This window comes from Shewanella sp. NIFS-20-20, assembly GCF_019209865.1.
Lineage (GTDB): Bacteria > Pseudomonadota > Gammaproteobacteria > Enterobacterales > Shewanellaceae > Shewanella.
On record NZ_JAHUTT010000027.1, the window covers coordinates 1 to 12,454 of the forward strand.

General features: G+C 45.6%; 11 protein-coding genes. 4 read left to right on the forward strand and 7 right to left on the reverse strand.

Annotated elements, in window-relative coordinates; translation table 11 throughout:
- On the forward strand, window positions 1–228 hold a 228-nt coding region (locus KU855_RS10110), incomplete at its 5' end, for a transposase (RefSeq protein ID WP_371316347.1).
- A 110-nt stretch (window positions 229–338) separates the two neighbouring features.
- Here the strand turns inward: KU855_RS10110 and KU855_RS10115 are convergent.
- Together KU855_RS10115 and KU855_RS10120 are read right to left on the reverse strand one after the other, a co-directional pair.
- Entirely contained in the window at window positions 339–1,226 is an 888-nt protein-coding gene (locus tag KU855_RS10115; protein ID WP_218530163.1) for a Kiwa anti-phage protein KwaB-like domain-containing protein, read from the reverse strand.
- A gap of 1 nt (window position 1,227) precedes the next feature.
- The gene (locus KU855_RS10120) at window positions 1,228–1,746 is read right to left on the reverse strand and encodes a hypothetical protein (RefSeq protein ID WP_256260968.1); all 519 of its coding nucleotides are present in this window, start codon (window positions 1,744–1,746) and stop codon (window positions 1,228–1,230) included.
- Window positions 1,747–2,111: 365 nt separating this feature from the next.
- Here KU855_RS10120 and KU855_RS10125 point away from each other — a divergent pair, with 365 nt between their 5' ends.
- Window positions 2,112–3,065, forward strand: coding sequence for an integron integrase (locus tag KU855_RS10125; RefSeq protein ID WP_218530164.1), 954 nt, complete (start codon window positions 2,112–2,114; stop codon window positions 3,063–3,065).
- 454 nt (window positions 3,066–3,519) lie between these two features.
- Here the strand turns inward: KU855_RS10125 and KU855_RS10130 are convergent, their stop codons facing one another.
- A complete protein-coding gene (locus KU855_RS10130) occupies window positions 3,520–4,293 on the reverse strand; it encodes a class I SAM-dependent methyltransferase (RefSeq protein WP_371316348.1) in 774 nt (257 codons plus the stop codon).
- 132 nt (window positions 4,294–4,425) lie between these two features.
- On the opposite strand from KU855_RS10130, the gene KU855_RS10135 reads away from it, so the two are divergent.
- A complete protein-coding gene (locus KU855_RS10135; protein ID WP_218530165.1) occupies window positions 4,426–5,268 on the forward strand; it encodes a 23S rRNA (adenine(2030)-N(6))-methyltransferase RlmJ in 843 nt (280 codons plus the stop codon).
- Window positions 5,269–5,310: 42 nt separating this feature from the next.
- On the opposite strand, the gene KU855_RS10140 is transcribed toward KU855_RS10135, so the two are convergent.
- Complete coding sequence (locus KU855_RS10140) at window positions 5,311–5,973, reverse strand: lytic transglycosylase domain-containing protein (RefSeq protein WP_218530166.1); 663 nt, start codon at window positions 5,971–5,973, stop codon at window positions 5,311–5,313.
- Between the two features lie 544 nt (window positions 5,974–6,517).
- Between KU855_RS10140 and KU855_RS10145 the strand changes: the two genes are divergently transcribed.
- Window positions 6,518–8,122, forward strand: coding sequence for an AbgT family transporter (locus KU855_RS10145; protein WP_218530167.1), 1,605 nt, complete (start codon window positions 6,518–6,520; stop codon window positions 8,120–8,122).
- Window positions 8,123–8,184: 62 nt separating this feature from the next.
- On the opposite strand, the gene KU855_RS10150 is transcribed toward KU855_RS10145, so the two are convergent.
- Genes KU855_RS10150 through KU855_RS10160 form a run of 3 tightly spaced genes read right to left on the reverse strand, consistent with a single transcriptional unit; the run spans window position 8,185 to window position 12,420 of the window.
- Entirely contained in the window at window positions 8,185–10,497 is a 2,313-nt protein-coding gene (locus KU855_RS10150) for an ABC transporter permease (protein ID WP_218530168.1), read from the reverse strand.
- Entirely contained in the window at window positions 10,484–11,167 is a 684-nt protein-coding gene (locus KU855_RS10155) for an ABC transporter ATP-binding protein (RefSeq protein ID WP_371316349.1), read from the reverse strand. The genes KU855_RS10150 and KU855_RS10155 overlap by 14 nt, the downstream gene beginning before the upstream one ends.
- Window positions 11,168–11,196: 29 nt before the next feature.
- A complete protein-coding gene (locus tag KU855_RS10160; protein ID WP_218530169.1) occupies window positions 11,197–12,420 on the reverse strand; it encodes an efflux RND transporter periplasmic adaptor subunit in 1,224 nt (407 codons plus the stop codon).
- Window positions 12,421–12,454: the final 34 nt, after the last annotated feature.

The window sequence follows — 12,454 nt, forward strand, 5'->3', positions numbered from 1 at the left end:
CAGCATTGGCGGATTGAGAACAGCCAACATTATGTTTTAGATGTTGTTTTTAAAGAAGATAGCTCTCGTATCACTTTAGATGGTGCTGTTGAAAACATCGCGTTGTTTAGACGTTTTGTCATGAATATGCTCAAGCAATGCGACTGTGGTGCGCCGAGCCAAAAAGTGAAGATGAAGAAAGCGGGTTGGAACGATGATTATAGGGCAAGAGTCTTCTTTGGGTTATAAATCCATCAAAGTATGCTCCCGCCCTGGGCGTGCTGGCGCGGTTTTTGCTGTCTTTTTAGCAAAAAAATGCGACAGTGTTAGCCGTCCGATTAACTTGCCTTGTTAGCATGCTACCGCACACGTTTAGAGTTAGTTAGATAATCACTACCAGACAACGGCCCTTTATATATATCTTCTAGTAAAAAGTGCAGTACTTCTTTGAGCTCTTTTTTATCATTTGGCAATGCAATTTTTCCATTATTTACGACGACAGGGATATCAGGAAAGTTGGCAGCGGCAGTAGATATTTGGGTGACCGTATAGTTATCCAATACCCCTGAGCGTTCAATAGAGTGTGCCATCTTTCTTACCTGCGTATCAGCTTCTTCGATAAAGCTTGTCAGGTCAGTAACCTCCAAGGAAGCATGTTGAGACATCTGAGTTAAATCTTCGTCTGTCGCCTCTTTATAAAACTCGGATAGATCGAAGACCATTCGAGCATTGTGAAAGCTTTTAAATTTTGTCTTATTGCCTTCGATGATTGCTACTAATTTATTGTCAATAGTGAATATGTCATCAGTTGTTTTAACAAATGTATTGCCAGTTTGCATTTTTATGAGCGGGAGCTGGTTTAGTGAAAGAGCCTGTCTTGATGAGAATTTTTGGACAAACACTTTAGTTTGACCATTTGTAGTTATACCTGTGAATATTGCTTTTATAGGTTCATTTGCAAAATTAGAAATAATCACATCAGTAAATGATGATGCATTTGCATTGATTGCATCCTTCATCAAGGTAGACTCATTAATATCAGCAATAGTTAGGACTTCATTTGAATCTGGCTTCCAATCACCATTAAAATCAACTTCAGTATCAACTCCCTTTTCAAAGAGAACACGCTGATTTTCAAATATTTGAATCAGTTCTGTCTGAAGTGGCTGGTTAACTCTAACTCGTTTAATTTGACAGCTACCGCTATCGTCCTTAATAAGAGCGAAAAAATTCTGTTGTGCTGTCATTCTATTCCTCTACGTCTATAACAATATATTCTGTTAACTGCGCCACCGTTAAAGGTTGGCTAGCATGTCTAAGTTCTTTTTTGGTGATAAGTACGTAAGTTACGCCCTCAGGTGTACCTACTTTATAAAAGTGCCATTTCATGATGCCCAAAAGGGGATTGAAGTGATAGCTGTATCCTGTACTGGTTATCACTGCAAATATCAATAACGTCGGAACCCATACTGTCCAGTTTAATGCTGTAAAACTTGCAGTAAAAAGCGGCAGTAAATATAAAAGAAGGAACCCCATGTTTTCACGATCAGCAGCTTCAACGGTAGCTACAGAGAAGTTGAAGCGCTCAAGGTTTCTCTTCGCATAGCGAAGCATCCAGATGCAAATCAGCACTAAAAATAAAGAAGCTGCGATGGCCAAACCAGCAAATGTTTTTTCGCCATCAAACCAAGCTACCCAAGCATAAGTAAAGCCTACTGGTGCTATTGCTGTGCTAGTAAGTAGTATTTTGGCTAGTGTGCTTAACACATGAATTCCTTAGCTCAAATTTATAGTTGATGTTGATTTGCATGCTAACCTTTGTATAATGAGACGTCTCGTTTATCCAGATTTTGATGATTAAACAAGACGTGTTAAACCCGTTCAATTCAATGCACTTCGATGTCAATGTCTCGATACCTTTACATAAAAACCACCCGTTCCGGTTATCGAGTCAAATAGCTCACGCTTATTCAATAACAGTACCAAATTTACGTCGACTAATCATATGCTTATTTCTCTCACCATGTAATAACCGGGTAACTGTCACAAACAAAACAGGACTCTGACTTGCTTAATCACCAATAGCACTGTATAAAAAAACAGTGTTACATGTCGTTTAGTGAGGTAGCGATATGGCGAGTGAATTCCTTCGATCTGTTCGCGATAGTTTGCAACTTAGAGGCTATAGTTTCCGCACAGAAAAAGCCTATGTGCATTGGATTAAACGTTTCATCCTATTTCACCAAAAGCGACACCCAGCTGAAATGGCCGAGGCAGAGATTATCGCTTTCTTAACCTATTTGGCTGTCGAAAGGCATGTTGCCGTCAACACACAAAAAGTCGCTCTAAATTCATTGGTTTTTCTTTATCAAATCCACTTACAAATCAACCTTGGTAATTTAGGTTTTTCACTCGCGACTAAACAACGAAGATTACCAACGGTTTTATCGGCATCAGAGGTCAGGCAGATCATCAACCACCTCGGTGGTGAAGCTCATAAGGTTGTGCAATTGCTCTATGGTTCGGGTTTGAGGATTTCTGAATGTTTAAGAATTCGATTGCAGGATATAGATCTTGAGAGGCTTTCAATCACTGTTAGAGACGGTAAAGCGAATAAAGATAGGCAAACCCTGTTACCTAAATCTTGCCTTTCCTGGATAACCAATCAGATGAATTACGTCCTCGATGTTCAGACACAAGATAATGCTATTGCTGTTGGTCCCTCAATGCCTGCAGCACTTTCAAAAAAATATCCTAATGCCTTTCGCCAATCTTGTTGGATGTTTCTATTCCCAAGCCATGTGTTATGCCGCCACCCCGTCACAAAAGTGCTTTGCCGACATCACTTGCATGAAAGCCTGGTACGAAAAGCCTTAAAACCTGCAGTAGCGCAAGCCAATATAGCAAAACGAGTAACATGCCATACGTTCAGGCACTCCTTCGCAACTCATCTACTGCAAGCAGGCTATGACATCCGTACTGTTCAAGAGCTATTGGGCCACAATGATCTTTCAACAACCCAGATTTATACCCATGTTATGGGCGAGCACTATGCGGGTACAGTCAGCCCACTCGACCAACTCTAATTTTTTGCTGAAAGCGAGTGCCACTCGCACCAAACACGCTACCGCCCACCGGTTTAGCTCCGGTAAGCATCATCCTTGATAACGCTTTTCAAGTTGTCATCAAAATTTAACAGGAATTTTCGGGTAAGTATGTAAGACATCATCCATTACATGCTGAATCAAGTGAATAAATGGGTACCAACATTGAATTCCACTAGTGTGCACCTAGCCAAAAGCGTGACGAACTACCACTTGACTGAGATGGAGTGATGTTGAGAGTATAAAAGAGTATTAAAGTACCATCCATTGTAAATCAATAAGTTATCTATGATCCAATTCATGGCAACTTATATTGTTATGGTTCAGTACCGCTTTAGCCTAAATAAGTGATCCTAATTGTGCTCCACTTTCACCAGACCATGCCCGCCACCAGGAAATGGTGAAGCATGATCCATAAAAAACTTAACCCGCTCCATCAGTTTCGAAATATTCCTGCACTGGATTGCATGGCCGCTTTCACATAGACATCAAAGCGATTCTTTTTGGTGGCGATCACGGCACTGGGTTTCACCCCATCGAGATCTTCTGCGTAATCTGGGCGTTTAACTACCACGCGTTTTGTGGCTAACGCCAAGGCAGGTTGCAATAAGCCATCGGCATCGAGATCGGCACCCACCAAGGACTGAAATACTCGCATTTCTTTTTTGACCAGCGCTGATTTTTCTCGGTGAGGATACATGGGGTCGAGATACACCACGTCAGGGCTTAAACCTAACGCTGGCAGCGCTTGCAGACTGGAAGCGTGCACTAAAGACATACGCTCTTGCATCCAGCTGCCAATCTCCGCATCTTGATATCCGCGGCGTAATCCATCGGCCAATAAGGCGGCAACCACCGGATTACGCTCCAACATGGTGACGTGGCAGCCTAAGCTGGCCAACACAAACGCATCGCGACCAAGGCCTGCGGTACCGTCGATTACCGTGGGGTTAGAGCCGTGCTTTAATCCGACCGCTTTAGCAATGGATTGACCACGACCACCGCCGAATTTACGTCGATGTGCCACCGCACCCGCGATAAAATCGACACTAATACCGCCAAGCTTGGGCTCATCGCGCTTTAGCAAGGTTAAGGCATCATCAACAAAGGTCAGTTCAAACAGGCCTTGATGGTCAAAAATCAGTTGCTGCTGGTTGGCAATCGCTACCAGTCGGTCATCATTAATATCAAAGTAAATCGCTTGGCTCACGGGATCACATCTGGGTTAAGTATCTCGACACCATTATGCCATTGTCCGTGTGACGATGCACTCTAGCGTCCATGACATCTGGGCTGCGGCTAGCTATAATGCGCCATTATTCTTTTGTTATCACAGGCTCCCATGCTTAGTTACCGCCACGGCTATCACGCTGGCAATTATGCCGATGTGCTTAAACACAGTTTGCTTTTGCAGACCATCCGCTTACTGCAAAAAAAAGATAAGCCATTTGTGTATATCGACACTCATGCGGGAGCCGGTGGTTATTCGTTAACGGCTGACTTTGCTCAAAAAACTGGTGAGTATCTCGACGGGGTTGCCAAGCTATGGCAGGCGGATGATTTGCCGGCACCATTAGCAGATTATATCCGGGCAGTGCGCCTGTTTAATGGGGACAGCGATCAACTGGCGTATTACCCAGGTTCGCCGTCGATCATGGATATGGAGCTGCGCCCCAAAGATCGCATGGTCCTGCACGAACTGCATACCACCGATGTTGATACTTTATCGCAGCAATTTGCCGGCGAACGTAAAGTGAAAGTGCTTCACGCCGATGGACTGCAAGGGTTAATCGCCGCCGTGCCCCCGCTCGAGCGTCGCGCTTTAGTCTTGATTGACCCGAGCTACGAAATTAAATCCGATTACGAAGAAGTCGCTATCAGCGTGATTGAGGCTTATAAGCGCTTTGCGACTGGGGTGTATATGATCTGGTATCCCGTGGTCAATCGTGAACAAACCGAAGCCATGTTTGATATCTTAAAAGCCAGTGGCATTAAGCGCCAGTTGCGCATTGAGCAAGCCATTCGCCCAGACAGCAATGAGTTTGGCATGACAGCGGCCGGGCTTTGGGTCATCAACCCACCATGGCAACTGGATACGTTGGCCGAAGAAACCACTCGCTATTTAAGTCGTTGCCTCGATCAAGGGGGCGGCGCTACCCAAGTCACATGGGAAGTCGGCGAATAAGCCTTGCTGCAACATGAATGCCCAGCCCAGTGCTGGGCATTTTTATACCCCTTGCTGGCGATACCGCGCCAATAAAATTTTAACGCGCTCCACATAAGCGCGCGTTTCGGCAAAAGGCGGCACACCATTAAAACGCACCACATTGCTTGGGCCAGCATTATAGGCCGCACAGGCCTTGGTTAAATCACCATCAAAACGACGCAACATGGCCGCAAGGTATTGAGTGCCGGCTAAAATGTTCTGCTCAGGAATAAACGCATTGGTGACCCCCAACTCTTTGGCCGTTGGCGGCATTAGCTGCATCAACCCCATGGCACCTCGGCGCGATAACGCCAATGGATTAAAATTAGATTCGGCATGAATAATGGCTTGGATTAAAGCCTCTTCGACCTGATGCTCAGTGGCGGCTTGCTGAATTAACTGCCGATAAGGACCAATATGCAAACTGACTTGTTGCCAATCTAAGCCATCATCACCACACGCATAGCAATCATACAGGAGTAACTGATAACTCTGCGTCGGCGGCGGACTGTCGGTAAACACCCACATGCCATCGGCACGTTGGTAGCGATAGACAGGATATTGCCCCTTAGTCTCACTGGGCTCGGCTCCGATCGCGGGGCTAATCACTAAGGGATGGGTAAGCATCAAGACCATGACCCCCACTGAAGCCACGGCCAGCCCCCATTGTCGCTGCACTGTCATCCATTGTCCCAAACGCTATTGCCTTCCTAAGATAAACTTTAGCAAATTCAATTCGTCAGCGGTACAAAATGTTAACAGTCTCAGAATATCTGTCATCAGTCATTTTTTTGCCTAAAGACCACAAAAAATAGAAACTTTATCCGAAATCACCATTAACTTATTTTAAAACGCATACTTAACAATAATTTAAAACAATTTTTGGGTGTTATTTTTTGTACACAACAACAAGTTAAAACCGCATACACCGTCTCAGAACGATCAGTTAACTTGGCAAAATAACCAGATTGATGGTCATTTTTGACAAATAACCGCAAATGCATGAATATTATTGCCAATTTTTGATAGCAGCATGGATTTACTGGTATTGGGCGAGGTCAAAAAAACCGCAACATTAAAATTGACTTAAGTGTTACCCGTCATAATAGACTGCGCCATTAACATCACCTCATCCAAGATGCGTTCATAAAAAATAACAATAAGCCATTGCGACAGTATGGCTGCAATAACAAGAGTGCCTAGCACCTACCATTGGAAGGAAGTATTCATGAGTCAACCCCCGGCCCAAGAAGTGAACCATTCACCACAAGATCTCGCCAGCAAAGGCTGGTTTGTTAAATTTTTAAATGTGGTTGAACGTTTAGGTAATTTGCTACCCCACCCCATCACCCTCTTTGCCATGTTCTGTGTGGCGGTCATTGTGATCAGCGGTATTGCCGGCTATTTCGGCCTGTCAGTGACCGACCCCCGCCCCGTGGGGTCATCAGGGCGCAGTGCCGATGGCCTTATTCATGTGGTAAGCCTCATGAATGGCGAAGGCTTGCGGATGATAGTGTCAAATTTAGTGACTAACTTCACCGGCTTCGCTCCCTTAGGCACAGTGTTAGTCGCCTTGTTAGGCGTTGGGATTGCCGAGCGCTCAGGCATGTTATCGGCGGCGATGCGCCTCTTGGTGATTGGCAGCTCAAAACGCTTAGTCACAGTCACTATCGTCTTCGCGGGAATCGTCTCTAACACCGCGTCAGAGCTCGGCTATGTGGTACTCATTCCCATGGCAGCGATGATTTTCCACTCGTTAGGACGCCACCCGTTGGCCGGGCTTGCGGCGGCATTTGCAGGGGTCTCAGGCGGATACAGCGCCAACTTACTGTTAGGTACGGTAGATCCATTGTTGTCAGGGATCACTGAGGCGGCAGCGCGCATGATTGACCCTGAGTATATTGTTGGCCCTGAAGTGAACTGGTACTTTATGTTCGTTTCTACTTTCCTGATCACCTTCCTTGGCGCCTTAGTGACAGAAAAAATTGTTGAGCCTAACTTAGGTCACTATGATCCCAGCGAAGCCGGTATTGATTTAAGTAACCAAACCATGGAAACCGTCAGCAGCGAAGAGAAACGTGCGCTTAAGCTGGCGGGTTTAGCTGCATTAGCCTTTTCGTTAGTCATCGCCTTGCTGGTGGTGCCAGAAGGTGCACCGCTGCGTAACCAAGTCACGGGGGATGTTGCTGGCTCACCCTTCTTAAAGGGGATTGTGGCCTTTATTTTTGTCGGCTTTGCGATTCCAGGCCTCGTCTATGGCAAGGCCATTGGCATCATGAAAAACGACAAAGACGTGATTAATGCCATGTCAGAGAGCATGAGCTCAATGGGCATGTATATCGTGCTGGTGTTCTTTGCGTCGCAGTTTGTGGCTTTTTTCAAATGGACTAACTTAGGCGCGGTGCTGGCAGTCGCAGGCGCTGATGCCCTTAATGCTATCGGCTTAACCGGGCCACTGGTGTTTGTGCTGTTTATTATGATGTGCGGCGTGATTAACTTATCGCTTGGCAGCGCCTCGGCGCAGTGGGCGATTACCGCTCCCATTTTTGTGCCGATGCTCATGCTGATTGGCTATGCGCCCGAAACTATTCAGGCGGCCTATCGAATTGGTGATTCAGTGACCAACCTTATCACCCCAATGATGAGTTACTTTGGTTTGATTTTAGCGGTGGCCTGTCGCTATAAGAAAGATCTAGGTATCGGCACCTTAATTGCCACCATGCTGCCGTACACCATCGTATTCTTCGTGGGTTGGGTCAGCTTCTTCTTCTTGTGGGTGTTTGTGTTAGGCTTCCCGGTCGGTCCTGGCGCAGCGACTTACTACACGCCTTAATGGTCATCGGGCGCGTCCACTGCCTGGTGTGACGCGCCAACATCTTAGCCATGGTGCATGATTCACACCTCATGCAATGATTGTTGCAGCGGCTGATTAAATAATTTTATCACTGGATGCAGTACAGCCACTAAACCCACCACAAAGACTATCACGATGACCCATGCCAAAATGACAACCTCAACCTCTGCAGCCCCTAAATCGTTAGCAAACACTTGCAACACGCTAATGGCGATTAGGCAAGCACCGCTAAAGGCCAACAAATATTGGCGAGCCATCCGCCATAATATTGCGGCATCATCGCTGCCTAACGCCATTAATATACTGAGCTCTTGTGTTTGAACCATCACTCGATTTTGGCTTTGATGCCATAAACTGATGTTGGTGCTCAGCATAAAAATGACAATCACTAAGCCTGAAAATAGTAATAAGTCATAACTAAAACGATCAAGTTGGTCAATCACTTCGCCCAGTGTCATGACAGGGCTCAGGGAAGTGAGGCCAGCGTTGTTAAGGTAAGGTTGAATCAATGCTCTCGCTTTATCATCACTAAATTGGATAGATAACCGGCTGACATCTTGGAAATCTCGAAGGTTTATCGGGAAGTATATGGTGGGCAATGACTGATGACTCTTGCCCCAATGTGGAATATCAGCCACCGTCCCGACTATGGGGTATTCCTCAAAAAATAGCGGGATAGTGCCCGCTAATAACGCGCTTTGATCCCCAGCGTAGAGTAAGTTAGCCGCGGTTTGATTGATCACAACACCGTAAATACCTTGCGCAAGTTCTGCGCTGGTCTCAATGGCCAACACTTTAAAATATTGTGGACTGACTGACATCACAGCAAATACTTGCGGCTCAGTTAAGTTACTGTGCTTGATAGATATTCGTGTTGGTTCTGCAAAGGACTGCAATGATGCTGATACATGATCATGATGGCCTAGTGAAATGGCATCGAGTAAAGGAGCTAACGAATCTGAGCTCACCACATCCAGCTGTTTAACCTCAAGATCAATATTAGTTTGCTGATACGCTTGCCATTGTGTTTGCGCAATCTGTGCCAAAAAGTAACAAATGCTGATGGTCGTGGTCATCAGCAGCACCAACAACCCTTGAGCAAACCACATTTGCCAACGGCTTCTGCCTTGCTGTCGGGCTCGAGAAAATAACGTGCGGGTATTTAAGCGGAGTGTCGTTGTGACGAATACAATCAAAATCACCAGCCAGACAGCGAGCCAAGCTTGCCAATACACAGGCCAAGCGATGGTGATGGACGCGCCCCCCGCCAACACTTGAACGCTAGGTGCCAGCGTAACCAAGCTAAGTAATAATGGTAGGCTCAACAAGCTTATCGCGGTGACAACCAGCATTACCATAACACTCATACCAGCACTACCCAGCAAGAAGTGACCGCGATTAGCACCAAGTACTTCTAGGGTACGGTACTCGTGACTGGCATTGAGCGCTTTGTTGGTTGCCAAAGTTAATAATCCAAACACCAACACGCCAAATAAGGCCAGTGTCAGCAAGATCAGCAAGTACCATAACGACAATAATTGCTGGTGGCTCTTGGGGTCGAGCTGCAACCCCTTTAGTACCGCAATGGATAGCGCGGCTTCAGGCATGCCCATGCCCTTAACACTGACATCTAACGCATTAACCTGTTTAGTTAATTGGTCGATTGGAAACTCACGCTTGGCAGTGAATACCGCATAGTGTATCGGTGCCGCCAACAAAAACTTATCAGCTATCGGTCCGGGACCAAAAGGCGTGGTATATTCTAATAAATCACTACTGGCCCAAATATCTATTTTATGATTAGCCATCATATTAAATTGAGGCGGCAGCACCCCTAAAATGGGTAAATCTGATGGGATCCGTTTGTGGCTCAAAAATTGGCCTGCAACCTCTTTATTGGCTGCAAATGCTTGCTGCCAATATTGTTCAGTAAGCCATACACCCCGCCCACCCGCAACAGTGAAGTCTGTCAGCAAATGCTCGGTAAAATTATTCGATAAAAATGCGGTTTGGGCGGCAGGCAAAGAGGTCCCAGCTAGATTGAAATCCATAGATTTTATCGCTAAGGATGAGACTTGCTCAACCACGCTTAATTCAGATATTTTTCTAACAGCCTGTAAATTAATAGGATCAAGTCGATAATCACTATGCAAGCGACCAACCGTATACAAGGGTTGTGAAGTATTGACCCAGCGGGGGTTTTCAAAGAACAATAAACTCCCCAGTTTCATCACTAAAGTGAGGAGCGCCAGCGCCAGCCCAAAACCAAGTAACATAATTAACAGCTTAATTTTAAGTCCGCGCCACCTGCGCCATTCACTGACAGTTTCAAATACCACATCAGTAGACATCATCGATTATCCTGCCATCCAAAATGGTCAAACGGCGCTGGCAAATCTTTGCCACTAGGGGATCATGGGTCACCAAGATTAAGGTGCCACCCGACTCACTCATCGAGCTCAACAAATCCATCACCCTCTGGCTATTTTCAGAATCCAAATTCCCAGTTGGTTCATCCGCTAAGATTAACGATGGCCGATTAATTAATGCCCGAGCAATGGCAACCCGTTGTTGCTCTCCCCCAGATAAAGTAGCGGGTTGCGATAAGGCCTTGTCCGCCATTCCCACTTGATCAAGCATGGCCATTGCCCGTGCTTGATAGTCTTTCTTATCGATATCAGGATGGTAGCGCATGGGTTGGATCACATTACCAATTACACTCATACTACTGATTAGATTGAAGTTTTGAAAAATCCAACCGATATGACGATTGCGGATCACACTTTTTTGCTGACGACTCAAGCTATTCACTTGAGTATCACGCAAAAAATACTCACCAGTACTGATATCGTCCAGCAAACCAATTAACGACAGCAAGGTCGACTTACCACTGCCTGATGCACCAGTTAAGGCCACGGATTGACCATCTTCAATGACTAAATCAATATGATTAAGCACGGTTTGCCGCTGCTGACTCGCACCAAACTGCTTACCGACTTGCTGCATTTTTATCAATGACGTCACAAGCAACCATCCTTTATTTAACGATTAAATTACTGCTCGAATGGCAATTGCGCCGCCACCCAATCACCTTCGCGTAAGCCACTGATCACTTCCACAACATCACGGTTAACAAGTCCGACAGTCACTTCTGTAGCGACAAAGTCAGCACCTTGTTTGACATAAAATATTTGCTGAGATTGCTTAGGATCAAAATAGATTGGCGGGGTTAACCGCAGCACGTGTTCTTTATGTTGTCGTATGACACTCGCTGACACACTTTGATTTGCTTTAGCAAGGCTGGGTAAATCATCATGAAATTGGGCTTCAACGGTAATTTGGTTATCTTCAATCGCAGGGTGAATTCGAATAATATCCGCCATATAAAATTGGCCTTTCAATTCAACCTTCACGAGCATGCCAATGGCGATATCACTGGCATCCATCGCCAATATATTTAATCGCGCATATAAGGTGTCAGGGTCCGTGAGTTTGGCAATTAAATCGCCTTTGCGAATGACTTGGCCAACTTCAATATTGTCACCCAGTTCACCGATGATTCCTGAGCTGTTAGTTAGCACGGTTAATTCGATCATATCAGATTCAATCAAGGCTAAGCGTAATTTTGCTGCCTTTAGTTTGGCATCTAACACACCACGCTCTGCGGCTAAACCAAGGTGAATACTGTCTGCGCTTGCGTTGAGTAGTTCTAACTTGAGATAGAGTTGCTCAACTCGGGTGTTGGCTCTTAAAAATTCTAAATCACCAATCAGCTGCTGCTTATGGAGCACAGTTAAGGTCGATATTTCTTTATCCGCAAAGGTAATTTCACTTTTAGCAATGGCAATTTCATTGGCAAGCTCGGTCACCCGCCGCTGTTGATTCAGGGTTTCAGATTGATAATTAGCTTGCTCTATTTGCCATTCTAATTGGGCAATTTGAAACTCTCGTTGGAGCTGCGGATTAACCAAACTTAATATGGCTTGTCCAGGCTCGACCTCGGTCCCAGGGTAGGCATGCAACTGGCTAATATTCCCCTCGACCTTGGCCACTAAACTGGAAGAAACCCGTGGAATTAACCGACCATAAGCGGCAGCTTGACTCGCCACGTCTCCCAACGTGACTTGAACCAATGGAATATTGGCATCAACGGGTGACGAGGCAAGACCTTTAATCTGCCACAGACTCAGGGTAAGTAAGGCAACGAACAGCATGACGATGCCCCATAATGTTGGCTTAGCGAACCATGACTCACGCTCCGGAATACTTAGCATCATTATCCTTGTTATTTTTAGCTCGAATACAGCCTAC

Bases quoted from the DNA above. Each gene is read 5' to 3' on its own strand.
- KU855_RS10115 (WP_218530163.1), bottom strand. From the start codon at position 1,226: ATGACAGCACAACAGAATTTTTTCGCTCTTATTAAGGACGATAGCGGT.
- KU855_RS10125 (WP_218530164.1), top strand. From the start codon at position 2,112: ATGGCGAGTGAATTCCTTCGATCTGTTCGCGATAGTTTGCAACTTAGA.
- KU855_RS10135 (WP_218530165.1), top strand. From the start codon at position 4,426: ATGCTTAGTTACCGCCACGGCTATCACGCTGGCAATTATGCCGATGTG.
- KU855_RS10140 (WP_218530166.1), bottom strand. From the start codon at position 5,973: ATGACAGTGCAGCGACAATGGGGGCTGGCCGTGGCTTCAGTGGGGGTC.
- KU855_RS10145 (WP_218530167.1), top strand. From the start codon at position 6,518: ATGAGTCAACCCCCGGCCCAAGAAGTGAACCATTCACCACAAGATCTC.
- KU855_RS10150 (WP_218530168.1), bottom strand. From the start codon at position 10,497: ATGATGTCTACTGATGTGGTATTTGAAACTGTCAGTGAATGGCGCAGG.
- KU855_RS10160 (WP_218530169.1), bottom strand. From the start codon at position 12,420: ATGATGCTAAGTATTCCGGAGCGTGAGTCATGGTTCGCTAAGCCAACA.